At 71.5% G+C, this 24,451-nt stretch carries 17 protein-coding genes and 1 pseudogene; 7 read left to right on the top strand and 11 right to left on the bottom strand.

Annotation, left to right across the window (positions count from 1 at the left end; genetic code table 11):
• The first annotated feature begins 212 nt into the window (after positions 1-212).
• Positions 213-1,253 carry an App1 family protein gene (locus OOJ91_RS29830; protein ID WP_266250171.1) on the top strand — a complete coding sequence of 347 codons (1,041 nt, stop codon included), beginning with the start codon at positions 213-215 and terminating at the stop codon, positions 1,251-1,253.
• A gap of 501 nt (positions 1,254-1,754) precedes the next feature.
• Entirely contained in the window at positions 1,755-2,042 is a 288-nt protein-coding gene (locus OOJ91_RS29825) for a hypothetical protein (protein ID WP_266250170.1), read from the top strand.
• Here the strand turns inward: OOJ91_RS29825 and OOJ91_RS29820 are convergent.
• The 4 genes and pseudogenes from OOJ91_RS29820 to OOJ91_RS29805 form a co-directional block, all read right to left on the bottom strand.
• Positions 2,024-2,605 carry a dihydrofolate reductase family protein gene (locus OOJ91_RS29820; protein WP_266250169.1) on the bottom strand — a complete coding sequence of 194 codons (582 nt, stop codon included), beginning with the start codon at positions 2,603-2,605 and terminating at the stop codon, positions 2,024-2,026. The two genes, OOJ91_RS29825 and OOJ91_RS29820, sit on opposite strands and share 19 nt — an antisense overlap.
• Before the next feature lie 65 nt (positions 2,606-2,670).
• Positions 2,671-3,510 carry a helix-turn-helix domain-containing protein gene (locus OOJ91_RS29815; protein ID WP_266250168.1) on the bottom strand — a complete coding sequence of 280 codons (840 nt, stop codon included), beginning with the start codon at positions 3,508-3,510 and terminating at the stop codon, positions 2,671-2,673.
• A gap of 65 nt (positions 3,511-3,575) precedes the next feature.
• Positions 3,576-5,678: a 1,4-alpha-glucan branching protein GlgB gene (gene glgB, locus OOJ91_RS29810; RefSeq protein WP_266250167.1), complete on the bottom strand. Its 2,103-nt coding sequence runs from the start codon at positions 5,676-5,678 to the stop codon at positions 3,576-3,578.
• A 260-nt stretch (positions 5,679-5,938) separates the two neighbouring features.
• Positions 5,939-7,987: pseudogene (locus OOJ91_RS29805) on the bottom strand (maltotransferase domain-containing protein); the annotation flags it as partial.
• A 314-nt stretch (positions 7,988-8,301) separates the two neighbouring features.
• Here OOJ91_RS29805 and OOJ91_RS29800 point away from each other — a divergent pair.
• Entirely contained in the window at positions 8,302-8,490 is a 189-nt protein-coding gene (locus OOJ91_RS29800; protein ID WP_266250165.1) for a hypothetical protein, read from the top strand.
• On the opposite strand, the gene OOJ91_RS34500 is transcribed toward OOJ91_RS29800, so the two are convergent.
• Complete coding sequence (locus tag OOJ91_RS34500) at positions 8,483-8,851, bottom strand: hypothetical protein (RefSeq protein WP_353962112.1); 369 nt, start codon at positions 8,849-8,851, stop codon at positions 8,483-8,485. The genes OOJ91_RS29800 and OOJ91_RS34500 overlap by 8 nt on opposite strands.
• Positions 8,852-9,206: 355 nt before the next feature.
• Complete coding sequence (locus tag OOJ91_RS29795; protein WP_439117139.1) at positions 9,207-10,460, bottom strand: DUF222 domain-containing protein; 1,254 nt, start codon at positions 10,458-10,460, stop codon at positions 9,207-9,209.
• 338 nt (positions 10,461-10,798) lie between these two features.
• Here OOJ91_RS29795 and OOJ91_RS29790 point away from each other — a divergent pair, with 338 nt between their 5' ends.
• Positions 10,799-11,842, top strand: a complete 1,044-nt coding sequence (locus OOJ91_RS29790; RefSeq protein WP_266250163.1) for an inositol-3-phosphate synthase — start codon at positions 10,799-10,801, stop codon at positions 11,840-11,842.
• A gap of 189 nt (positions 11,843-12,031) precedes the next feature.
• On the opposite strand, the gene OOJ91_RS29785 is transcribed toward OOJ91_RS29790, so the two are convergent.
• Together OOJ91_RS29785 and glgA are read right to left on the bottom strand one after the other, a co-directional pair.
• Positions 12,032-12,496 (bottom strand): hypothetical protein, encoded by a 465-nt coding sequence (locus OOJ91_RS29785; protein WP_266250162.1) that lies wholly within the window; start codon positions 12,494-12,496, stop codon positions 12,032-12,034.
• Between the two features lie 14 nt (positions 12,497-12,510).
• The gene (glgA, locus tag OOJ91_RS29780; RefSeq protein WP_266250161.1) at positions 12,511-13,716 is read right to left on the bottom strand and encodes a glycogen synthase; all 1,206 of its coding nucleotides are present in this window, start codon (positions 13,714-13,716) and stop codon (positions 12,511-12,513) included.
• A 72-nt stretch (positions 13,717-13,788) separates the two neighbouring features.
• Here glgA and glgC point away from each other — a divergent pair, with 72 nt between their 5' ends.
• The gene (glgC, locus tag OOJ91_RS29775) at positions 13,789-15,021 is read left to right on the top strand and encodes a glucose-1-phosphate adenylyltransferase (protein WP_007457878.1); all 1,233 of its coding nucleotides are present in this window, start codon (positions 13,789-13,791) and stop codon (positions 15,019-15,021) included.
• Between the two features lie 29 nt (positions 15,022-15,050).
• Entirely contained in the window at positions 15,051-16,694 is a 1,644-nt protein-coding gene (gene pgm, locus OOJ91_RS29770; protein WP_266250160.1) for a phosphoglucomutase (alpha-D-glucose-1,6-bisphosphate-dependent), read from the top strand.
• A 123-nt stretch (positions 16,695-16,817) separates the two neighbouring features.
• On the opposite strand, the gene OOJ91_RS29765 is transcribed toward pgm, so the two are convergent.
• The 3 genes from OOJ91_RS29765 to wecB all read right to left on the bottom strand — a co-directional run bounded on the left by OOJ91_RS29765 (position 16,818) and on the right by wecB (position 22,149).
• Positions 16,818-17,729 carry an NAD(+)/NADH kinase gene (locus tag OOJ91_RS29765; RefSeq protein WP_439117156.1) on the bottom strand — a complete coding sequence of 304 codons (912 nt, stop codon included), beginning with the start codon at positions 17,727-17,729 and terminating at the stop codon, positions 16,818-16,820.
• 102 nt (positions 17,730-17,831) lie between these two features.
• Positions 17,832-20,933 carry a M14 family metallopeptidase gene (locus tag OOJ91_RS29760; RefSeq protein ID WP_266250158.1) on the bottom strand — a complete coding sequence of 1,034 codons (3,102 nt, stop codon included), beginning with the start codon at positions 20,931-20,933 and terminating at the stop codon, positions 17,832-17,834.
• 133 nt (positions 20,934-21,066) lie between these two features.
• Positions 21,067-22,149 (bottom strand): non-hydrolyzing UDP-N-acetylglucosamine 2-epimerase, encoded by a 1,083-nt coding sequence (gene wecB / locus OOJ91_RS29755; protein WP_266250157.1) that lies wholly within the window; start codon positions 22,147-22,149, stop codon positions 21,067-21,069.
• A gap of 124 nt (positions 22,150-22,273) precedes the next feature.
• Between wecB and OOJ91_RS29750 the strand changes: the two genes are divergently transcribed.
• Complete coding sequence (locus OOJ91_RS29750; RefSeq protein ID WP_266250156.1) at positions 22,274-24,442, top strand: Gfo/Idh/MocA family oxidoreductase; 2,169 nt, start codon at positions 22,274-22,276, stop codon at positions 24,440-24,442.
• The last annotated feature ends 9 nt before the right edge of the window (positions 24,443-24,451 follow it).

The following is a 24,451-nucleotide window of genomic DNA, read 5'->3' as shown; positions in this document are numbered from 1 at the left end:
CGTCCCGACCGGAGTGTGTCACGTTCCGCCGGGCTGCCGGGCTGGTTCGGCGCAGCCGGCGCCGGGCTGGTTCGGCGTGGCCGGGGCCCGGCTGGTTCGGCGTGGCCGGGGCCCGGCTGGTTCGGCCGGGTCGACGGCCCAGGGCCGGCTGCGGGGCGGCTCCGCCGGCTGCTCGCGTGGCCGTGACCGGCGACGTGTGGCAGGGTTGGCGCGTGCCACCCACACCCGCCGGCCAGCTGGCCGTGCCGAACCTGCACCGGGCTGCGCGGATCGAGGACGCCGTGCACCAGCTCGTGGAGCGTCGGTTGCGGCGTACCGGCTGGCGGATGAACATCGTCGCGTACACCGGCTACGGCCGTCCCGGGTGGGTGCGGGTGATGTGCCGGGTGCTGCTCGGTCGTCCGGACACCCGTCAGCGGGGTCGGCTGGAGAAGGTCCGTGGCTGGCGCAGCTTCACCACCCTGCCCGCCAAGCACGTCACGGTGCACATCGAGGCCGGCGGGGTGCGGCACGAGACGCGGGCCGACCGCAGCGGCTTCGTCGACACGCTCGTCGAGGCCGACCTGCCGCCCGGGTGGGGCACCGTCCGGGTCAGCGTGCCCGACGCCGAGCCGGTCGACGCGCCCGTGCGCATCCTCGATCCGGACGTCAAGTTCGGCATCCTCTCCGACATCGACGACACGGTGATGGTGACGGCGTTGCCCCGGCCGCTGCTCGCCGCGTGGAACACCTTCGTCCTCGACGAGCACGCCCGCGCCGCAGTGCCCGGCATGGCGGTGCTCTACGAGCGACTGGTCACCGCGCATCCGGGCGCCCCGGTCTTCTACCTGTCCACGGGCGCGTGGAACGTGGCGCCGACGTTGACGCGGTTCCTGTCCCGGCACCTCTACCCGGCCGGGCCGCTGCTGCTCACCGACTGGGGTCCGACCGCCGACCGCTGGTTCCGCAGCGGGATGGAGCACAAGCGGTCCACCCTCGCCCGGCTGGCGAAGGAGTTCCCCGACGTGCGCTGGCTGCTTGTCGGCGACGACGGCCAGCACGACCAGGAGATCTATCGGGAGTTCGCCGCCGCCCACCCGGAGAACGTCGCCGGGGTGGCGATCCGCCGGCTGTCCCCGACCCAGTCCGTGCTTGCCGGTAGCCTGCCCGCCCCGGCGGGCCGCCCGTCGTCGGGGCCGGTGGGGCAGAAGTGGCTGTCCGCCCCGGACGGCGCCGGCCTGTGGATGCTGCTCCGCGACGCCGGCCTGGTCTGACGGCGGAGTACTCCTTGAGCGACCTCATTGCCGAGATGCGAAGGCGGAAGTCCTACCGCCTGTTGGTGTGGTCGTGGCGAACGGTTTTCTTGTCCGCCACCGCCCTGGTCCTGACTCAGGTCTTCTGGGCCAATCACCTGATCAGTCGGCCGGTGATGGTGGCGTTGACCGCGCCGCTCGTGCTGGTCGCCTGTGTATCCGTGTTGCTCGTGATCTCAACGCTCGCTATTCAGGCGGCATACTTCTCCTCGCAGCCACTCGGCAGGGGGCCGATCGAACGCCAGATGCGTTTCACCCAGACGCTCGTGACGGACCTCCTGGCCATCCGAGCGAGGCGCCCCCGCCCTCCGCGACCGTCTCAGGAAAGCCGTCGCTCCGGGAAGCCAACCAGCAGCGACAGGACCTAGGGCGTGGCGTGGAGGCGGCGGCCGGGAGTACGAGGGCGGTCAGCCCTGGCGGAGCCGCCGGCCGGCAGCCCGATCCGGTAGTCGTGCAGCGGCTGTGCGGGGAAGTTGGGCCACTCCGGCCGCGTTCCTGGTGATGTTCCTGTTGGTGGTGATGCTGATCCCGGTCTGGAGAGTGTCGTCCGATCTCGTCACTGTGGTGGTCCGGATGGAAGCCGGCGCGCTCTTCTTCCTCATGCTGTCCATGCCGACGATCATGTGGTGGAACAGGCCACGGTTCCTGGTCCCGCCTCCCTATCGGAGGGAGCCCGGGCTGATCTACCTGTGGCTTCGCCGCCGGGCAGTGGCCAGGGCCGCCGCTCAGCATCAGCGGCGCACTCGATAGCGCAGGTGAAGCACCCGGTTGCCCTGGATCGTCGCGTCCGGATCCTCCAACAGATGCTGTGCCTGGACCGACCCGAAGTACCGCTTGCCGGACCCGAAGACCACGGGTACGACGTCCATGCGTACCTCGTCGACCAGGCCCGCGGCGAGCACCTGGCCACCGACGTCGCCGGCGGCGACCTCGACGATGCGGTCACCCGCGAGCTTCCGCGCCGTGGCCACGGCTGCCTCGACGCCGTCGACGAAGTGGAACGGCGCCTCGGGGTCCCAGCCCTCGGGTTTCGGCCGGTGCGTCACGACGACGACGTGGTCGACCCCACCCGGAGGCACCCCGTCCCAGCCGTCCGTCATGTCGAAGACGTGGCGGCCGACGATCGTCGCCCCGATCTGGTCCCAGTACGGCCGGGTGTAGTCGTACGACGGTTGCGACACCTTCAACTGGCCGCTGGAGTCCAACGGCACGTCACCGCCGAGCAACCAGTCGAACAGTGGTCCGGGCTGGTCGTTCTCGTCCGCGATGAAGCCGTCCACCGATACCGAGCTGTACATGACCACTCTGCCCACGGGCGCTCCTCTGCTGGGGGATGCCCTCAGATTAGGGTTTCGTGGGCTGTCGCTCTTGTAAGAAATCACTCGGTCGGCAGCGGCCAGCCGTCCAGCACGTGGCCGGGATTCTCGCGCAGGAACCGCTGCCGGACTTCGACATATCGTGTCGGTGTGAGCCCGGTGAACGCCCGGAACTCGTGGCCGAAGTGGGCCTGATCGAAGTAGCCCGCGCCGCTGGCGAGGTCGGCCCAGTCGATCGGTTCGGCGGGGTTGATCGACAACACGGTGGCGGCGAAGCGGTAGGTGCGGGCCAGCCGCTTCGGCGTGACGCCGACCAGCTCCTTGAACCGCTGTGCCAGGTGCGTGCTGCTGACACCTGTCGAGACTCTCAGGTCGTCGATGGCCATCGTTCCGCCTGTCGCCGCGATGACGCTGCTCGTGTGGCGGACCAGCCCGAGGCCGGCGGTCTCGCAGAGCCGTCGCATCAGCTCGTCCTCGAGCAGCGTCAGCATCTCGTGCGGTCCGTCCGCCGCGGCCATCCGGTCGCGCAGCTCGGCAGTGGCGGGCCGGCCCCACACCTGCTCCACACTCACCGGTCGGTCACACAGCTCGGCCGCCGGCATCGGCAGGAACGGCGCCAGCCCCCACGGCTTGACGTGCGCCCCGACGGACCGGGTCCGGAGTGGGTAGCCGAAATCGAACGCGCGGGTGGGCGTGGTGATGACGCAGCCGTCGGCGTACTCGGTCGCCTCGACGTCGGTGCCGGCACGCATGAGGAACGGCGGACCGAGGTTGACGATGAGCAGCGCGCCCGGCATCGGCGGCAGCGTCAGCCGGGCGTACGGCGGCGCGCCTTCCAGGTAGTAGAGGTCGTCGATCAGCCCGTCCAGCGGCGGTCGCGGCACTCTGGACACGTACTTCACGCCGACAGTATCGCCGGCATCGCGCCGTCAGGGCTGCGCGGCGCTCGGAGCTCAGCGCCCGGAGCTCAGCTCTGGCGGAGCCAGACGACGCCCAGCGGGGGCACCTGGAGGGCCGCCGAGGCGACCATCCCGTGCCATGGCACGTCCTCGGCGTGCACCTCGCCCAGGTTGCCCACCCCCGACCCGCCGTAGTGGTGGGCGTCGGTGTTGAGCACCTCGGCCCACGTACCGCCCGCCGGGAGGCCGATCCGGTAGTCGTGAAGCGGCTGGGCGGAGAAGTTCGCCACGCACACGAGCGTCGAGCCGTCCGGGGCGATCCGGACGAACGACACGGTGTTGTTGGCGACGTCGTCACCGGCGATCCAGCGGAACCCGGCCGGCTCGGTGTCCTGCGCCCACAGCGCCGGGGTGGCCCGGTAGACGCGGTTGAGGTCACCGACGAGGCGCTGCACGCCCGCGCGGGCCGGGTCGTGCAGCAGGTACCAGTCGAGGCCGCGTTCCTCGCTCCACTCCCGGTCGTCGGCCAGCTCGGAGCCCATGAACAGCAGTTGCTTGCCCGGGTGCGCCCACATGTACGCGAGCAGCGCGCGGACGTTCGCCAGCCGCTGCCAGGTGTCGCCGGGCATCTTGCCGGCAAGCGAGCCCTTGCCGTGCACGACCTCGTCGTGGCTGATCGGCAGCACGTAGTTCTCGCTCCAGGCGTACGCCAGGGAGAACGTGAGCTGGTGGTGGTGGTGCTGGCGGTAGATCGGGTCCTTCGAGGTGTAGAGCAGGGTGTCGTGCATCCAGCCCATGTTCCACTTGAACCCGAAGCCCAGCCCGCCGTCGGCGGTGGGGGCGGTGACGCCCGGCCAGGCGGTGGACTCCTCGGCGATCATCACCACCCCGGCGTGGTGCTTGTAGACAGTCGCGTTCACCTCCTGCATGAGCGCGATGGCCTCCAGGTTCTCCCGACCGCCGTACTGGTTGGGGGCCCACTGGCCCTCGTCACGGGAGTAGTCCAGGTAGAGCATCGACGCGACCGCGTCCACCCGCAGCCCGTCGACGTGGAACTGGTCGCACCAGTAGAGCGCGTTGGCGACCAGGAAGTTGCGCACCTCGCGGCGGCCGAAGTCGAAGACGTACGTGCCCCAGTCGGGGTGCTCGCCGCGGCGCGGGTCGGGGTGCTCGTAGAGCGGGGTGCCGTCGAAGCGGGCGAGGGCCCACTCGTCCTTCGGAAAGTGCGCGGGCACCCAGTCCAGGATCACGCCGATGCCGGCGGTGTGCAGCCGGTCCACCAGGTGGCGGAACTCGTCCGGGTCACCGAAGCGGGACGTCGGCGCGTAGTAGCCGGTCACCTGGTAGCCCCAGGAGCCGCCGAACGGGTGCTCCATCACCGGCAGGAACTCCACGTGCGTGAAGCCCAGCTCGGTGACGTACGCGGTGAGCTGGTCGGCCAGCTCCCGGTAACCCAGGCCGGGCCGCCACGAGCCGAGGTGTACCTCGTACACGCTCATCGGCTCCTGGTGCGGCTTGCGCTCGGCCCGCCGGGCCAACCAGTCCTCGTCGTTCCACAGGTACGTCGAGTGGTGCACCACGGAAGCGGTGGCGGGCGGCACCTCTGCGTACGCCGCCAGGGGGTCCGCCTTGTCCCGCCACTGCCCGTCGGCGCCGAGCACCCGGTACTTGTACCGGGCGCCGACCCGGGCGTTCGGGACGAACAGCTCCCACACGCCGCTGGAGCCGAGCGACCGCATCGGCCAGCCGTCGTCCGGACCCCAGCCGGTGAAGTCACCGACCACCCGCACCCCGCGGGCGCTGGGCGCCCAGACGCTGAACGCGACGCCCTCGTCGAAGACCCGGGCGCCGAGTGCGTCCCACAGCCGCTCGTGCCGGCCCTCACCGATCAGGTGCAGGTCCAGCTCGCCGAGGGTGGGCGGATAGCGGTACGGATCGTCGTGGACGGTGCCGTCGACCTCCACCCGGTAGTCGAGCACGGTGCCCTCGACGTGGGTCTCGAAGACGCCGACGTCGTGCACCCGCTTCATCGGGTGCCGTTCGTCGCCGACGAGGAGCAGCACGTCGCCCGCGCCCCGGCGCATCGTGCGGATCGTCGTCCACCCGTCGGCGGGGTGCGCGCCGAGCAGCGCGTGCGGGTCGTGCGTCACGCCGGTGATCAGCTGGTCCATCGGTCGTCCTTCGGGGCGGCGTCGGTCGGGGCGGAGGCGGACGGGCGGGGCGCGGCGGGCGGGCGGGGCGCGGCCGAGCGGGCCTTCGCCGAGCGGGCAGCGGATCCCCGGGCCGCCACGGAGCGCGGGTCGAACGGGCGGGCCGCCGCGGGACGTGGAGCCGCCGTCGGGCCGGTACCTGCAGCTCGCTCGGCGCTGGCGGCTGGCTCGGCGCTGGCGGCTGGCTCGGCGCTGGCGGCCGGGTCGGTGGCGGCCGTCGGTGCCGGGGTCGTCGGCGCGGTGCCGCCGGACAGCTCGTCCGGGACGTCGGTGACGGTGAGGTCGGCCGGCTCGACGACGGCGGGCGTCGGCGTGGAGGGCGCGACCGGGCGGCGGACGGTCAGCACGTGCGCCGGTTGCAGGTACGGGTCGAGCCGCACCGCGTTGCGCTGCCCCCAGTCGTAGCTGGTGCCGGTCAGCTCGTCGTACACGGTGAACCGCTCGTGCCAGTCGAACCCCAGCTCCGGCATGTCAAGCGTCGTGTTGCCCCACTGCACCACACGTGGGTCGAACGAGCAGATCACGATGACGGTGTTGCCCGTGTCCGGGTCGTGTTTCGACCAGCACAGCAGCGCCGGGTTGTCGATCTCGTGGAAGCGCAGGTTGCGGAGCTGGTGCAGGGCCGGGTTGTCGCGGCGTACCCGGTTGAGGGTCGTCAGGAACGGGGCCAGCGAGCGGCCCTGCGCCTCGGCGCCGGCCCAGTCGCGGGGGCGCAGCTCGTACTTCTCGTTGTCCAGGTACTCCTCCGCGCCCGGCCGGGCCACGTGCTCGAACAGCTCGTAGCCGGCGTACAGGCCCCAGGAGGGGGAGAGCAGCGCCGCCAGCACCGCTCGGATCTTGAACATCGGCGGGCCGCCGTGCTGCAACGACTCGTGCAGGATGTCCGGGGTGTTCGGCCAGAAGTTCGGCCGCATGTGGTCGGCCGACGCGACAAGCTCCTCGCAGTACTCCCGCATCTGCGCGGCCGTCGTGCGCCAGGTGAAATAGGTGTACGACTGCGTGAAGCCGATCTTGCCGAGCCCGTGCATGATGGCCGGCCTGGTGAACGCCTCGGCCAGGAACAGCACGTCCGGGTCGACAGTCTTCACCTCGGCGATCAGCCGGTGCCAGAAGTCGAACGGCTTGGTGTGCGGGTTGTCCACCCGGAAGATCCGGATGCCCTCGCCCACCCAGTGCAGCACCACCCGCAGCACCTCGGCCCGGATGCCCTCCGGGTCGTTGTCAAAGTTGACCGGATAGATGTCCTGGTACTTCTTCGGCGGGTTCTCCGCGTACGCGATGCTGCCGTCGGCCCGGGTGGTGAACCACTCCGGGTGCTCGGTGACCCACGGGTGGTCCGGCGCGCACTGCAACGCCAGGTCCATCGCCACCTCCAGGCCCTGCGCCGCCGCCGCCTCGATGAAGGCGCGGAAGTCCGCAGGCGTACCCAGGTCGGGGTGGATCGTGTCGTGGCCGCCCTCGGCGGCGCCGATCGCCCACGGCGAGCCCACGTCTGTCGGCCCGGCGGTGAGCGCGTTGTTGCGGCCCTTGCGGTTGATCCGGCCGATCGGGTGGATCGGCGGCAGGTAGAGCACGTCGAAGCCCATCGCCGCCACCCCCGGCAGCCGCTCGGTCGCGGTGGCGAAGGTGCCCGACCGGCCACCCGACGCTCCTTCGGAGCGCGGGAAGAACTCGTACCAGGCCGAGAAGAGCGCCCGCTTGCGGTCAACCCAGATGGTGTACGCGTCACCGACCGTCACCAGCTCCCGCACCGGGTGCTCCCAGAGCAGGTCGGCCAGGGCCAGCGCGGGGTCCACCCGCTGCGGCAACGGAAGGTCGGTGTCGACGAGCACGGTGAGCGCGGCGGCGACGCGGGCCCGGTCGGCGGCCGGCACCAGGTCCCGGGCAGCGGCCAGCACCCGCGCGCCCTCGGCGAGGTCGTTGGCGAGATCGGCCGGACCCTGCCCGGCGGCGATCTTCTTGGTGACCGCGTTCTGCCACGTCAGGTACGGGTCCTGGAACGCCTCGACCGAGAAGGTCCAGGGGCCGACGGCGTCCGGACGAATGGTGGCGTGCCAGCGGTCCTGGCCCGGCTCGCCGGGGCGCATCCGGGTGAACGGGCGCCGCACACCGTCCGGGCCGGCCCACACCACGTTGCAGCCCAGCGCGTCGTGCCCCTCCCGGTAGGCGCGCGCCGACACCGGGACCGGCTCGTCGATGACCGCCTTCGCCGGGTACCGCCCGCACGAGACGACGGGGGAGACGTCTTCGATCGGGAACCGTCCTGTCACCCCGCCAACCTACTGTGCGAGATCCCTTCGCGCGCGGCCAAGCACACCAGGCGCCCCGTCCCGACGACCACATCACACCCGCCGCGCGCCCAGTAGCCGTCGGGCCGCCACCGCCTAGATCAACACGCTTTCGCTGAAACGGCGGTATCAGTGCGGCCGGGATGCAGCGACTTCCTGGAAGTCGTGTGGATCTTCGCTGGTGCGGGTGCGGGTGCGGGTGCGGGTGCCGGTGCCGGTGCGGGTGCGGCGAACGCGCTCGGACGGGCGGTTCCGGCACGCTGCCGCCCGAGCACCGGGCGGCGTACCTCCTCGACGTGACGCGCGTGTACGCCCTGGCCGGCGACATGCTCCGGGCCGGCCGGACGCTGCTCGTCGCGGAACGCACCGCCCACAGCGAGGTGCACGACCGGCCCGCGATGCGAAGGCTGGTCGCCGTCGTGTGGCGGTCCACCGACGCGCCCCCCGAACTAACCCAACTCGCCGCAACCCTCCGCCTCACCTGACCCGCGTCCGTCCGAACGCCTCACCGGACGGGTGTCGGCTCGAACGCCATAGCGGACCCGCGTCGGCTCGGCCGGTGTCGGCGCGGCCGGTGTCGGCTCGGCCCGTGCCACTTGGCCCCGCGTTGGCCTGGCCTGCGTTGGCCTGGCCTGCGTTGGCCTGGCCTGCGTTGGCCTGACGCGCCTGACCTGGTGTGTGTCGGCGCGGCCCGTGTCGCCTGGCCTGCGTTGGCCTGGCCCGCGTTGGCCTGACGCGCCTGACCTGGTGTGTGTCGGCGCGGCCCGTGTCACTTGGCCTGCGTTGGCCTGGCCTGCGTTGGCCTGACGCGCCTGACCTGGTGTGTGTCGGCGCGGCCCGTGTCACTTGGCCTGCGTTGGCCTGGCCCGCGTTGGCCTGACGCGCCTGACCTGGTGTGTGTCGGCGCGGCCCGTGTCACTTGGCCTGCGTTGGCCTGGCCCGCGTTGGCCTGACGCGCCTCTCCTGGCCCGCGTTGGCCTGACGCGCCTGACCGGTCCGCGTTGGCCTGACGCGCCTCTCCTGGTCCGCGTTGGCCTGAGGGCGTCGGTTTGAGGGCGTCGATCTGAGGGCAGCGGCTGAGGGCAGTGGCCTGGATGGGCGTTGGCCCGGTCGGTATTGCCTGGCCTTGGGCGCGCTAGCGCTCGCCCCGCGGCGGCGGTGTCAGCACGGGCGCGTGGTGGTCGGCTGGTTGGGCCGTTGCCTATCTACGTCTGTGGTACTCGTTGCGGCGGGGGACCTGCTCGGGGTCGAGCCAGGCAGGTGGGACGAACTCGGGATGGCCGTCGCCGCCGAGCCGGACCGCCCAGTCGCCCTGGTGGACGTGGCGGTGGTGGTGGCCGCAGAGCAGCACCGAGTTGGCCAGGCAGGTCGGGCCGCCGTCGGCCCAGTGCCGGATGTGGTGGGCGTCGCACCAGCGCGGTGGGCGGTCGCAGCCGGGGAACGCGCAGCCACGGTCGCGCAGGACCAGGGCGCGTCGGAGCGACCCGGTGACGAGGCGGCGTTGCCGGCCGACGTCGAGAACCTGACCGGCGCCGCTGAGCACGGCCGGCAGGATGCCTGCGTCGCAGGCGAGGCGACGTACGACATCGGAGGTGAGGTGTGGGCCGATGTCGAGAGCGCCGGCGCCCAACTGCCGCGCCAACCCGTCGTAGCTGGTGGTGACGACGACCTGGGCGACCTCGCCGCCGTTCGCGGGCAGGTCACCGGTGCGCAGGGCGAGCCGGCACACATCCGCGACGGCGTCGTGGCGACGCTGACCCGGGGTGCGAGTGTCGTCGGGACCGGTGGGCGCCGTCAGCGGGTCGATGGCGGCGCGCAGCAGGGCGGCGGCCTCGGCGTCGAGGATGCCGGCGAGGCGCAGCCGACCATCAGGCTGCTCGCTGACGGTGACGTGCCGGTCGCGGGCGGCCCGCGACTCCTGCGCCCGCAGCGCCGCCTCGGCGGCCGCGTCGGCGACCTCCGGGGCGACGTGGTCCAGGATGCGGGTGCCGAGCCGGCGCAACAGCGAGGCGTCGAACCGCGCCGCCCACTCGACGAGGACGCCGACGGCCTTGTCGGCGGCCCCTGCCCCGGCGGCCGAGTGCACGGTCTGGACGGTGTCGGCGATGACGCGGACCTGCTCCACGTCGACCGCCCCACCGGCCAACGCGTCCCGCACGCCACCCGGCGCGCTGTCGAGCGCCGCGGCCAGCTCGACCAGACGGCGAGCGGCGCCGACCCCGAGCCGCAACCGGTCCCGCAGCCACACCGCCGTCGAGGACGCGCCCTGCGCCGTCGCGGTGCCGCGACCGTCCAGCTCGCGCACGAGGGTCAGTTTGACCGCCGCCAGCCGCTGCTCCAGGCGGTGCGTGGCATCCAGCGCCGTGACGAGATCGTGCTCGCTGGCGGCCCAGGAGGCCGCGTCGAAGCAGGCCGCCACTGCGGCCTCCGCCTGCTCCAACGCATCGATCACCACCAAAGACTAGAACAGGTGTACGACACTTTCTCGCGCCTCGCGCCTCGCGCCTCGCGCCTCGCGCCTCGCGCCTCGCGCCTCGCGCCTCGCGCCTCGCGCCTCGCGCCTCGCGCCTCGCGCCTCGCGCCTCGCAGTGTGAGCAGCACCGGCACCGGCGCCGTCACTGGTGCGGCTGGAGCGGCTCACGCGGACCACCGGGTGCGCGTGAGTGGCCACGCCTTTCGGCGTGATCAACACGGGTTCCAGGAAACCGCTGTATCGACGCGGCTCGGATACCGCGGTTTCCTGGAACCCGTGTTGATCTAGGTCGAGGGCGCGGGGTGGCGTAGCCTCCCGCCATGATCGAACGGGTGAGAGTCGCCGTTGTCGGAGTCGGCAACAACACGTCGGCACTGGTGCAGGGTCTTGCGCTCTACCGCCAGAGCGGCAGTCTGGTCGGCATCCGCAGGCCGATGATCGGCGGGCTCGGGGTCGGCGACATCGACATCGTGGCCGCTTTCGCCACGTCCGAGGAGAAGATCGGCCGGGACCTGACCGAGGCCATCTTTCTGCCGCCCAACAATTTTCCGCGGCTGGACTGCGACCTAGCCAGGGCAGGTGTGCCTGTCACCAAGGGCCTCGTCGACGCGACCGAGGTGGAGCGGGTGGTGGCGGCGCTGGCCGGGGCCGAGGTGTTGCTCTACTCGGCGCCGAGTGGCCGGCCGGAGACCGCCCGGGCGTACGCCCAGGCCGCGCGCGCCGCGGGTGTCGCCTTCATCAACACCACCGCCGACCCGGTCGCGCGCGATCCACACGTGTTGAGCGGATTCGAGGCGGCCGGTCTGCCGCTGCTCGGTGATGACCTGGCCAGCCAGTTCGGCACCTCGGTCGTGCACAACGCGTTGCTGCGCCTGCTTGCCGAGCGGGGCCTCACGCTGGTCAGCTCCTACCAGGTCAATCTGGGCGGCACCGAGGACTTCCGCAACCTGGTCGACAACCCCAACACCAAGAAGCAGTCCAAGCTCAACGCCCTGACGGACGGCCACCCCGCCGACCGGCCCGCCGCCGACCGGCCCGCCGCCGACCGGCCCGCCGCCGACCGGCCCGCCAGCGACCGGCCCGCCGCCGACCGGCCCGCCGCCGGGAGGGTCGAGATGGCTCCGCTCGGTTACCTGCCGCACCTGCGCTCGCAGAAGGTGGCCCACCTCAACATCGAGGCGCAGGGTTGGGGCGAGACGGCGGTGAGCCTCGACCTGAAGCTGACGGTGCACGACCCCAGCGGTGCTGCCGGGGTCAACATCGACCTCATCCGCATCGCGGCCAGCGCGCTCCGCAACGGGGATGGCGGTTACTCCGCCGAGGCGACGTCGCTGTTCAAGTCCCCTCCGGGAACAGCGGTCTGAGGCTGACGGGAGCGGCGGTCTGAGGGCTGACGGGTACGGCGGTCTGAGGGCTGACGGGTACGGCGGTCTGAGGGCTGACGGGAACGGCGGTCTGAGGGCGGACGGGAACGGCGGTCCGAGGGCGGACGGGTACGGCGACCTGAGGGCTGACGGGTACGGCGGTCTGAGGGCTGACGGGAAAGGCGAGAGCTAAGCGGTGAGCAGGCCTCTGATTCGCGCGTACTCGCCGGCCATCTCCGCGGTGGCGAGGACGTCGTCGAGGTCGGCCGAGACCTGGAAGTCGACCTCCTCGACGGAGCGGATGGCGAGTTCGTAGAGTTCCCCGCGCTGGTCCTCCTCCAGGTAGGTGGTCCAGTGCTCCAGCGCGGTGATGACGGTCAGGAGCCCCTGGTCCAGGTCGTCGTCCGCGCGGATGCCCTCGTCGACACGCGTCAGCAGGGCGCGCAGCTTGGCCCCGTCGGCCGTCCGGACGTTCTCCCGCGCGCTTGTCAGCGCCGCCCAGCCGTCCTCGGTCAGCTCGTCGTCCCCGGCCGTGTCGAGCAGGTCCGCGCGGACCAGCCGGGTAACGGTCTCGCGGCCGAAGGCGCGCAGCTCGTCCTCACCGGCCGCGACGATGAGCGCAAGGATTGCCGCTTCGAGTTCGTCGTACCGCATGAGCCCGTCTCCCCTCAGCCCGCGGCGACCGAGCGGTAGACCTCCAGGGTCTGGCGGGCGACCGCGTCCCAGGAGAAGTGCTCGACCGCGCGCCGACGGCCGGCCAGTCCGAACCGCTCGGTGCGCGCCGGGTCGGCGAGCAGCGTGTTTACCGCCGCCGCCAGGTCGGCCACGAAGCGTTCCGGGGCCAGCGGGGTGCCGGAGCCGTTGGTGGCCTGCTCGATGGGGACCAGCAGGCCGGTCTCGCCGTCCGCCACCACCTCGGGGATGCCACCGGTGGCGGTGGCCACCACAGCCGTCTCGCAGGCCATCGCCTCCAGGTTGACGATGCCCATCGGCTCGTACACGGAGGGGCAGACGAAGACTGTCGCGTGGGTGAGCACCTGGATCACCTCGGGCTTGGGCAGCATCTCGGCCACCCAGACCACGCCGGAGCGGTTGGCCCGCAGCTCGGCGACCAGCCCCTGAACCTCGGCGGCGATCTCCGGGGTGTCCGGCGCCCCGGCGAGCAGCACGAGCTGGGTGTCCGCCGGCAGCTCGCGGGCGGCCCGCAACAGGTACGGCAGGCCCTTCTGCCGAGTGATCCTTCCCACGTACACCACGCTTGGCAGCACGGGGTCGATGCCGAGCCGGTCGAGCACGTCGGTGCCCTGATCCGGCGCGTACTGCGCGGTGTCGATGCCGTTGTAGACCACGTGGACCCGGTCCGGGTCGATCTGCGGGTAGGCGGTGAGCACGTCGCTGCGCATTCCCCCACTGACCGCGATCACCGCGTCGGCCGCCTCCATGGCGGTGCGCTCGATCCACGAGGAGAGCGTGTAACCGCCGCCGAGCTGCTCGGCCTTCCACGGCCGCAGCGGCTCCAGGCTGTGCGCGGTCAGCACGTGCGGCACGCCGTGCAGCAGCTTCGCTGTGTGCCCGGCCAGGTTCGCGTACCACGTGTGGCTGTGCACCACGTCGGCGCCGGCGGTGCCGGCGGCCATCTCCAGGTCCACACCCATCGTCCGCAGCGCGGCGTTCGCGCCGGTCAGGCCGGGCGGATCGGCGTACGCCGTGACGCCCGGCTCGGTGCGCGGCAGGCCGAAGCAGTGCACGCGGACGTCGGTGAGGTGGCGCAACTCCCGGGCCAGGTACTCGACGTGCACGCCCGCGCCGCCGTAGACCTCCGGTGGGTACTCGCGGGTGAGCAGATCGACGCGCAGCGGGGTGGGTTCCGTCATGACCCCGCACCCTAGTGCAGAAGACTCCCCGTACGAGTGGTGAAGTCCGACGCGGGTGGATAGCGTCGGGGCATGGCTGCCAAGGTGCTCGCGATCGTCCTGGCGGGTGGGGAGGGCAAGCGCCTGATGCCACTCACCACGGACCGGGCCAAGCCGGCCGTCCCGTTCGGCGGGATGTACCGCATGGTCGACTTCGTCCTCTCCAACCTGGCCAACGCCGGCTATCTCAAGATCGTCGTGTTGACCCAGTACAAGTCCCACTCCCTCGACCGGCACATCACCAAGACCTGGCGGATGTCCACGCTGCTCGGCAACTACGTCACCCCGGTGCCCGCGCAGCAGCGTCGCGGCCCGTGGTGGTTCGCCGGCTCGGCCGACGCCATCTACCAGAGCTTCAACCTCATCAACGACGAGCAGCCCGACTACGTGATCGTCTTCGGCGCCGACCACATCTACCGGATGGACCCGCGGCAGATGGTGGAGGACCACATCGCCTCCGGCGCGGCGGTGACAGTCGCCGGCATCCGTCAACCGCTCTCGATGGCCGACCAGTTCGGTGTCATCGAGGTCGGCGAGGACGGCCGGAAGATCCGTGCGTTCCGCGAGAAGCCCACCGACGCGGTCGGCCTGCCGGACGCGCCGGACGAGATCTACGCCTCGATGGGCAACTACGTCTTCACCACCCGCGCTCTCTGCGAGGCGGTCGAGCGTGACGCGGCGGACAAGTCCAGCAAGCACGACATGGGCGGCAGCATCATCCCGATGCTCGTCGAGCGGGGCGAGGCGAACGTCTACGACTTCCGCGACAACGAGGTGCCGGGCAGCAACGACCGCGACCGCGGCTACTGGCGCGACGTGGGGACGCTCGACTCGTTCTACGACGCGCACATGGATCTGATCAACGTGCACCCCGTCTTCAACCTCTACAACTTCGAGTGGCCGATCTACACCGAGCAGCCGCCGTGGCCGCCGGCGAAGTTCGTCCACCAGTGGGGTGAGCGGGTCGGCCGCGCGGTCGGCTCGATGGTCTCCCCGGGTGTGGTGATCTCCGGCTCGCTGGTGGAGAACTCGATCGTGTCGCCGAAGGTGCGGGTGCACTCGTGGGCGCACGTCGAGGGCTCGGTGCTGATGGAGGGTGTCGAGATCGGCAGGCACGCGGTGGTCCGCCGGGCCATCCTGGACAAGAACGTGTTCGTCCCCGAGGGCGCCGAGATCGGGGTCGACCTGGAGAAGGACCGGCAGCGCTACACCGTCTCCGACAACGGCATCGTGGTGATCGGCAAGGGCCAGCGGGTCGAGCCGTGACCGTCGCACTATCGAGGAGGTAGAACCCCGTGACCCATCCCCGTGCCGGCCAGTCCGCCGAGCCCGCCGACCTGGTCGACGTGCCGCGCCTGGTGACCGCCTACTACGCCGAGCATCCGGACCCCGCGGACCCGGCGCAGCAGGTGTCCTTCGGCACCTCCGGCCACCGGGGTTCCAGCCTGCGCAACGCGTTCAACTCCGACCACATCCTCGCGGTCACCCAGGCGCTCTGCGACTACCGGCGGGAGCAGGGCCTCGACGGCCCGCTGTTCCTGGCCCGGGACACGCACGCGCTCTCCGCGCCGGCCGCCGTGGACGCGTTGGAGGTGCTCGCCGCCAACGGGGTCACCGTGCTCGTCGACAGCCGCGACGGCTACACCCCCACCCCGGCGCTGTCGCACGCCATCCTCACCCACAACCGGGGCCGCACCAGCGGGCTCGCCGACGGCATCGTCATCACCCCGTCGCACAACCCGCCCGACGACGGCGGCTTCAAGTACAACCCCACGAACGGCGGGCCCGCCGACACCGACGTCACCCGGTGGATCCAGGACCGGGCCAACACGATCCTCGCCGCCGGGCTCAAGGAGGTCCGCCGGATCACCTACGCGCGTGCTCGCGCCGCCGACACCACCGGGGAGTACGACTTCCTCGCGCACTATGTCGACGACCTGCCGGCGGCGATCGACATCGACGCCATCCGCGACGCCGGCATCCGGATCGGCGCCGACCCGCTCGGCGGGGCCAGCGTGGCGTACTGGGGGGAGATCGCCGAGCGGCACCGGCTGGACCTGACAGTTGTCAACCCGACTGTCGACCCGACCTGGCGGTTCATGACGCTCGACGGCGACGGCAAGATCCGGATGGACTGCTCGTCGCCAAACGCGATGGCGTCCCTGATCGCCGCCCGCGCCGACTACCAGATCTCCACAGGCAACGACGCCGACGCCGACCGGCACGGCATCGTCACCCCGGACGCCGGTCTCATGAACCCCAACCACTACCTGGCGGTGGCGATCGGGCACCTGTTCCGCACCCGCGCCAACTGGGGTCCGGCCGCCGCGGTGGGCAAGACCCTGGTCTCCTCCTCGATGATCGACCGGGTCGCCGCCGACCTGGGCCGGCCGCTGCTGGAGGTGCCGGTCGGCTTCAAGTGGTTCGTCCCCGGCCTGCTCGACGGGGCGGTCGGCTTCGGCGGCGAGGAGAGCGCCGGGGCGTCGTTCCTGCGCCGCGACGGCTCCACCTGGACCACCGACAAGGACGGCATCCTGCTCTGCCTGCTCGCCTCCGAGATCCTGGCCACCACCGGGCGCAGCCCGAGCGAGCACTGGGCGGAGCTGGCCGAGCGGTTCGGTGCGCCCTCGTACGCCCGGATCGACGCCCCGGCCACCCGGGAGCAGAAGGCGGTGCTCGCCAAGCTCTCCCCGGACCAGGTCACCGCCACCGAGCTGGCCGGCGAGGCGATCACCGCGACCCTGACCACCGCCCCCGGCAACAACGCCCCGATCGGCGGCCTCAAGGTGAGCACCGAGTCCGGCTGGTTCGCCGCAAGGCCCTCGGGCACGGAAGACGTCTACAAGATCTACGCCGAGTCCTTCCAGGGCCCCGACCACCTCAAGAAGATCCAGGAAGAAGCCAAGTCCCTGGTGGACCAGGCCCTGACCCAGGCATGACGCGGTGATCAAGAGGTTTGCGTCAGCCCGCCCGGCGTGTCGTGACGCAAACCTCTTGATCACCGAGCCGGGGTGGAGCCGGAGCCGGAGCCGGAGCCGGAGCCGGAGCCGGGTGGGTGGCGGCTAGCAGCGTGGGGGGATTTCTCGTTCGTTGTGGCTCTGGAGTTCCTTCGGGAGTAGCGCCTTGAGCTGTTCGGGGAGGAAGGGCAGGTCGAGCAGGCTCATCTTGAGCTGGTTGCGTTCCTGGTAGCGCAGCGGGTCGAAGCGGACCACCAGCCCGGCGTTGCGCCGGTAGCTGATGTCCACCGCGCCCTCGTCCGCCGCGTCCCGGAACACCAGCCCGTCCATCTCCACCACGACAGCCGACGATTGGGGCTCCAACTCCAGCCGGATCTTCTCGTCCCCGGAGAGCACCACCGACCGGGAGATACCGGCCATCGGCGCCGACGGCGTGATGACCACCGCGTCCGCCGCCGGGGAGATCAGCGGGCCGCCGGCCGCATAGCTGTACGCGGTGGAACCGATAGGCGTGCTCACCACCACGGCGTCGGCGCGGTAGTAGCCGTACTGCTGGCCGTCGACGGCCAGGGTGGCGGTGACGAAGCCCGAACCGGGTCGCCGGACCAGGGCGATGTCGTTGAACGCCACCACGTCGTCGCCGCACACGTCGCAGGCCAGACAGGCGTGTGACTCGATGGTGAAGTCCTTCGACAGCAGCCGGCTCAGCGCCTCGGGCAGCGCCGGCGGCTCGATCTCGACGAGGAAACCGAGTCGGCCCAGGTGCACGCCGAGCACCGGCTTCGGATCGAGGATGGCGGAGCGCAGCGCCCCCAGCATGGTGCCGTCACCGCCGATGCTGATCAAGGCGTCGGCGCGGACGGCCACCTCCTTCTCCGGCACGGGCTCGACGCTGGCCGGCACGCGGTGCTTGTCCTCCGCGCGCACCATGAGCGACTTGTGGTGGCGCGTCGCCCACCGTTCGATGATCCCGACCACCTCGGTGACATCCCGGGTGGGGTGCAGTACCAGTCCCAGCCCCGACACCCGTACAGCTCACCACACAGGCGTCGGACGCGTCCGGCGTACCGGGGAAGGTACGCCGGCCGTCCACGGACCGCCGGCGTACCTTCCGCCCCGTCAGCGGCGCGGCCGGCCGCTCAGGTGGGTCAGCGAGCGGGCGACCAGGTCGTTGCGGGCCGCCGGCGGCAGGCCCTCAAGCCCGAAGCCCAGGTACACGGTGTCGGCGGTGACCACCACCGACCCCTCCTCGAACGCCTGCTGGCTGCGCGACCAGTCGGTGGCGTTACCAGCGGAACCCGCGGGCGGACCGGCCACCGTCCAACCACCGAGGTCCTCGGTCTCGAACGAGGTCTCGGTGACCGTGGACCCGTCGACGAGCACCCGGGCGTCGTCCAGGAAGACGCCCAGGCCCTGGGTGCTCCAGTCGGAGACGTACGAGATCGACACCTCGACCTGCTTGCCGGCGTACGCCGACAGGTCGATCGAGAAGTCCTGCCAGCCTCCGGACGCTCCGGTGACGGCGTGCCACTCGCCGGTGCTGCCGGTGGCCGAGCAGCCCGCGCCCTGGTAGTGCGCGACGAACGGGTGCAGGGTCTGCCAACCCGACTCGCAGCTCTCCCCGGTCTCCCGGCCGGTGTGTCCGTTGGCGTCGGGCAGGGTCGTCCAGTCGTCGCTGCCCACCTCGTGTGCCTCGACGATCAGGAAGTCCCAGTCCGCCTCGACGTCGTACGAGGCGGCGAACCGCAGTTCACCGCTCGTGGCGCCGGAGAGGTCCACGGTGCGGGTGAGGCGCTTGAACGCCTCGTCGGCCTGCCCGCTCCACAGGTACCAGTCACCCGTGCGCGGGTCGAACGGCGCCGCCCCCGGGCGTACCCAGTCCACAGGCGCGGAGCTGGCGAACTGGGGGAACTGGTCGACCGGCAGGAAGCTCGACGTGGTCAGGAACGAGGCGGTGTGGCCCTGGTTGCCCGCCGACCCGGGGGCGTTCAGGGCGCCGTCGAAGCCAACGAACACCCCATCGGAGCCCAGGACCGGGAACGGGCCGTCCGCGTCGGTGCCGCCGTCGCTGACGTAGGTGTGTGCGCCGAGCCAGTACTGCTGGAAGTCGTTGAGCAGCGGTAGGCAGCTGGGATCCTCGCCGTCTGCGCACTCCGGCGGCGCGTCCGGGTGGTACACGTACGACCCGTTGGCACCCTGGGCGTAGAGGGCGTACTGGCCGCTGACGAGCAGCTTGCCGCCCTCGTTGAGGTAGTCCCGCACGGCCAGCTCGGTGTCCAGCGCCGCCCTGGCCGCGGTGCCGGCCACCTGGCCGGGAGAGCGCAGGATGACGTCGTCGCCGGTCTCCCAGACCACCGTCTTGTAGTGCGACAGCACGCCGAGCGGGTGCGGCGCCGTGCGTCGCATGGCGTCGAAGTCGTACACGTCGCTGCTGCGTCCGGCGGCGGTCAGTGACGCGGCGACCTCGTCGGCGTACTTCGCGGTGGTGCCGGTCTGCGTCGGGCTCAGTCCGGTGACGTCCTCCATGGCGAGGACCAGCACGTCGCCGCCGATGTCGGTGTGCACCCGGTAGGTGAAGTGTTCGCTGGCCACCACCTTGGCGCGCTGCTTGACGCCTGTGAACCAGACCTCCACCCGGTCGCCGGGCTTCGTGCCGGTGACCGTGCCGCGTAGTTCGGCGTAGTAGTCGTCGTTGGTGTCGCCGTACCGCTCGCCGCCGCGCCACTCACGGACCCCGACGGTCTTCGGCCGGCCGCCGTTGACGACGTAGTGCATCCGCACGTTCTTGAGGGCCCGGCGGGTGATCGAGGCGACCTGCTGGGTGCGCCCGTACGAGGTGTCGAAGGCGTCCACCACGAAGTCCGGGGTGCTGCGGCCCACCACCGACACCGGGTCGTCCGGGTCGGCCGCGGACCTGGCGACGGCCAGCGCGAACGGCAGGTTCTTGCCCACCTCGCCGGCGATGAGCGTCTCGTCGTCGGGGAAGATGAACTCGCTGACGCAGTCCTCCGGACGCCACCTGTCGTCCGGGTCGACGGCCGCGGCGGACTGGCAGGTCGACATCTCCGGCGTGAAGCCCAACGTGCCGTAGCGGACGGTGGCGTGGCTGTCGGTGTCGCCGTTGGTGGTGTAGAGCTCGGCGGAGATGTCCGGGTCGTAGCCGGGCACGGCCGGGTGGGCGTCGTCACCGACCATCGCCTGGTAGATCACGTCGTCAGGTGTCGGTGTGCTCACCTGCCAGCCCACGCCGTAGAGCAGCAGTTGGGCCGCGGAGTGGTAGTTGACGAAGAACTCGAAGCCGACCCGGCGCAGCAGCCCGTCCAGCGCCTTCGTCTCCGGCTCCGAGGCCGGGCCGGGGCCCCGGTAGGTCTCGCTGTTCTCATCGGGCGAGGAGCCCTCGTTGTCGTACCCCCACTTGTAGGCGAAGTTGCGGTTGAGGTCGACACCGTCGCCGGAGCCGATCTGGCCGTCGCCGTCGTTGTCGCGCAGGTTCTTGCGCCACAACCGGTTGCCGGGGGTGAAGGTGTGGTCGTAGCCGTCCGGGTTGGCCACCGGCAGGAACCACAGCTCGGTCGTGTCGAGCAGCCGGGTGATCTCCCGGTCCGTGCCGTAGCTGTCGAGCACGTGGTGCATCAGCCGGCGGGTCATCTCCGGCGTGATCCACTCGCGGGCGTGCTGGGCACCGGCGTAGAGCACAGCGGGTCGTTGGCCGTCGCGGACCTTGCGCGCGTCCCTGGTCACCTTGATCGCGAGGATCGGCTTGCCCTGCTGGGTCCTGCCGATCGTCTCCAGCTTGGTCAGCTTGGGAAACCGCGCCGCCGTGGCGCTGATCTCGTCGCGCAGGCCACCCGGCTCGCTGTACGGACGAAACGCCGACCAGCCCGCCGCGGCCTGCTCCCGCAGCGCCTGCGACGCGTCCTTGCCGCGGACCTTTTTCACGCTCAGAGGAACGCCCCTGTCGGTCAGCCGCTTCGCCTGCCGGGGAGTGAGGACCGTCTCGACGGTGGTGCGACCTGTGGAATCCGCAGTGGCATCGTGACCGAGGTCCACCCCGGCCTCGCGCAGCAGGTCACGCTGCTTCGCGTCGACAGTGCCGACGTACACCTCCAGGCCCTCGCGGGCACCCGGATCCGACGGTGGCCGCGCGCTCGCCGGTGGGGCGAGCGCCAGGGCGCCGAGCAGGGTGACCACGCCGGCGATCGCCAGTCGTCTCGGTCTCATCGCGCCTCCTTGGGTGAAGGACCTGTAGGCGCGAGCCTTCGGTCTGGCTCGATTGATGTCAATAGGTAGATGGGTCGATAGGTAGCCGACCGTGTCGGTTCCGGTGCCGCACGTGACCACTCGGCGAGGTCGGCTACCGCAGCGTCGCCGCGATGATCCGCGCGATCCGTTCGCCGGCCGCGCCGTCCCACAGCGGCGGCGTGGCCCGTACGGCGAGCCGACCCGTCGCGAGCGTGCTCGCCACCGCCTCGGCGAGCGTCGAGCGGGTGACGAGGCGGTTGGTGCCGTGCGTGATAGTGATCGGGCGTTCGGTGTTGGGCCGCAACGTCAGGCAGGGCACGCCGAGCATCGTCGTCTCCTCCTGCACGCCCCCGGAGTCGGTGACGACGACAGCCGCGCCCCGGACCAGGCTGACGAACTCGAGGTAGCCCAGCGGCTCGATGACCCGCATCGCGCGGTGGGAGAGCAGACCGGCGTTCTCGAGGTGACGCCTGCCGCGCGGGTGCAGCGGCAGGACGACGGGCAGGTGGTCGGCGACGCTGTGCATGGCCTTGACCAGGCCGACGGCGTCCGCCGCGTCGTCGACGTTGCCCGGCCGATGCAGCGTGGCGACGACGTAGCGCTCGGGGAGGGCGAGCGCGGCACGGATGCCGGCGACGTCGAAGCGGTCGAGGTTGGCGAGCAGCGTGTCGATCATCGGATTGCCGACCAGGTGGACCTTCTCCGCCGCGATGCCCTCGGTCTCCAGGTGTGCCAGGGCGTCGGGGCTGGTGGCGAACAGCAGGTCGGACACGTGGTCGACGACGACCCGGTTGATCTCTTCGGGCATGGACCTGTCGAAGCTGCGCAGGCCCGCCTCCACGTGGGCGACGGGGATGCGCAGCTTCGCCGCGACGAGGGCCGCGGCGAGCGCGGAGTTGACGTCGCCGTACACGACTGTGAGCGCCGGGCGGTCGGCGACCATCAGCTCTTCCAGGCCGGTCATGACGGCGGCGGTCTGGCTCGCGTGGCTGCCCGAGCCCACCCCGAGGTTGAGGTCGGGCTCGGGGAGGCGCAGTTGGCGGAAGAAGACCTCGGACATCCGGTCGTCGTAGTGCTGTCCGGTGTGGACCAGGCGTTGCCGGACGCCGTGTCGGTCCAGCGCGCGGATCACGGGCGCCGCCTTGGGGAAGTTGGGGCGTGCGCCCGCGACGTGCAGAACGGCGTCGGCTGGCATGGGTCTCCTCGTAAATTCGGCGTGAATCAGCGGCGTCGTACCAATGGTACAAGTTATCCAATTTGATACCTTTGCTCTCTGTGCAGTGTCGACTGGCTCTTATCTCCGAAGGCAGGCAGACCGCGTGAAGCAGATCGTCCAATCCGTGTCCGGCGGCGAGTTGCGAGTCGTGGAGGTTCCGCAACCGGAGCCCGGCGCGACCGAGGTGCTCGTCGCCACGCGCAGGTCCCTGCTCTCCGCGGGCACCGAGCGCGCCGTGCGGGAGCTGGCCTCGGCGAGCCTGCTGCGCAAGGCCCGGGCCCGGCCGGATCTCGTCCGCCAGGTCGTCAACCGGGCGCGTACCGGGGGAGTCCGCTCGACACTCGCCGCGGTGCGCAGCCGGCTCGACGAGGACATGCCCCTGGGCTACAGCGCGGCCGGCGTCGTCGTCACCGCGGGCGCGGCGACCGACGGGTTGCGCCCAGGGATGCGGGTGGCCACGGCGTCGGCGGGGCACGCCGAGTACCAGGCGGTGCCGGGCCTGCTCGCGGTGCCCGTCCCGGACGCCGTGTCGGACCAGGCGGCCGCCTTCGGCGCGGTGGCGGCGATCGCCCTGCAGGGGCTGCGGCAGGCCGAGGTGGGCGTGGGCGGCTCGATCGCTGTCGTCGGCCTCGGCCTGGTCGGGCAACTGACGGTACGCCTGGCACTCGCCTCCGGGCTCACAGTCGTCGGCATCGACCTGCGCCCGTGGACCGCCGAGCTGGCCGGCGGCGCGGGCGCGCTCGGGCTTGTCGAGGCAGGTGCGGCGACCACGGAACAGGTCATGGAGGCCACCCGTGGTCGAGGCGTCGACGCGGTCCTGATCACGGCGGCGACCACCTCGTCGGAGCCTGTCGCCCGCAGCGCGGAGATCGCCCGCGACCGCGCCCGGCTGGTCGTGGTCGGTGACGTCGGCCTGGACCTCGACCGGCGACGCTTCTACGAGCGCGAGCTGGATCTCCGCTTCGCCCGCAGCTACGGTCCCGGCCGCTACGACCGCGCGTACGAGGAGTGGGGCGTCGACTATCCGATCGGCCACGTGCGCTGGACGGCGCGGCGCAACGTGGAGACCTACCTCGACCTGGTGGCAAGTGGTCGGGTCGAGGTCGACGACATGGTGACCCACGTCTTCGACGTGGAGCGCGCGACGTCGGCGTACGAAGTGCTGGCGTCGGACCCGCGCTCGCTCGCGGTGCATCTCACCTACTCGGCGCCCGCGCAGCCGGCCTCCCGCACGGCCACGATCCGGCCGCGCCACCGGTCGACGTCACCCCGGGCGGGGCTGATCGGGGCCGGCACGTACGCCAAGGCGACCTTCCTGCCCGCCCTCAAGGCGGCCGGCTGGGGCGACGATATCGCCGCCATCACGTCGGCCAAGGGGCTGTCGGCACGCCACGCCGCGGAGCGCAACGACATCGCCGTCGTGGCGCCGACGGTCGAGGACCTGCTCGCCCGCGACGACGTCGACGTGGCGTTCATCCTCAGCCGCCACGACTCCCACGCCGAGCTGGCGGTGCGGGCGCTCGACGCCGGCAAGCACGTCTTCGTGGAGAAGCCACTCGCGCTGACGCGGGACGAGCTCGACGACGTGCTGGCCGCGTACGACCGCAACCCGGGCCACCTGTTCGTCGGGTTCAACAGGCGGCACGCGCCGATGGTGGCGTACACCCGGAAGGTCCTGTCCGCCGGGTCCGGGCCGATCACCATCGCCTACCGGGTCAACGCCGGGCAGTTGCCCGCCGCGCACTGGTACCACGACCGCCGCCAGGGCGGCCGCGTCCGGGGCGAGGTGTGCCACTTCATTGACCTCGCGTCGTGGCTGGTCGGCGAGCAGCCCCGGGTCGTGCACGCGTACGGCAGCGGCCGCGGCGAACCGGGCCTGGAGGAGGACGTGAGTGTCCTGCTCGGATACCCGGACGGCTCCACGGCGACGATCACCTACTCCACCAGGGGGCACCGGCGCACGCCGAAGGAACGGCTGGAGATCCTCGGCCGTGGCCACACAGTGCTCATCGACGACTTCCGACGCCTGGAGATCGACGGCCGGGAGGTCAAGCGGGCGCCCGACGGCAAGGGACACCAGGAGCAGCTCGCCCACGTGCGGGCGGTGATCGCCGGGAACGCGCCCCACCAGCGGGGATTCGAGGCGTCGATCGGTACGACCGAGGCGGCGCTGTCCGCGATAGCCGCCCTGGCCGGCATCTCGCAGCTCCCGGCGCGACTGCCCACACAGGTCGATGTGGACAGCGGCGTGAACGCCGGGATCACCTCGTGACGCGGCGCG

This window comes from Micromonospora lupini (assembly GCF_026342015.1).
Classification (GTDB): domain Bacteria; phylum Actinomycetota; class Actinomycetes; order Mycobacteriales; family Micromonosporaceae; genus Micromonospora; species Micromonospora lupini_B.
The sequence above is the reverse complement of the archived record's forward strand: the minus strand, read 5'-3'. Positions and strand labels throughout refer to the sequence as shown.

Coding starts and splice junctions, on each gene's coding strand:
- glgB (WP_266250167.1), bottom strand. CDS start 5,678: ATGGACCAGCTGATCACCGGCGTGACGCACGACCCGCACGCGCTGCTC.
- OOJ91_RS29790 (WP_266250163.1), top strand. CDS start 10,799: ATGATCGAACGGGTGAGAGTCGCCGTTGTCGGAGTCGGCAACAACACG.
- OOJ91_RS29785 (WP_266250162.1), bottom strand. CDS start 12,496: ATGCGGTACGACGAACTCGAAGCGGCAATCCTTGCGCTCATCGTCGCG.
- glgA (WP_266250161.1), bottom strand. CDS start 13,716: ATGACGGAACCCACCCCGCTGCGCGTCGATCTGCTCACCCGCGAGTAC.
- glgC (WP_007457878.1), top strand. CDS start 13,789: ATGGCTGCCAAGGTGCTCGCGATCGTCCTGGCGGGTGGGGAGGGCAAG.
- OOJ91_RS29760 (WP_266250158.1), bottom strand. CDS start 20,933: ATGAGACCGAGACGACTGGCGATCGCCGGCGTGGTCACCCTGCTCGGC.
- wecB (WP_266250157.1), bottom strand. CDS start 22,149: ATGCCAGCCGACGCCGTTCTGCACGTCGCGGGCGCACGCCCCAACTTC.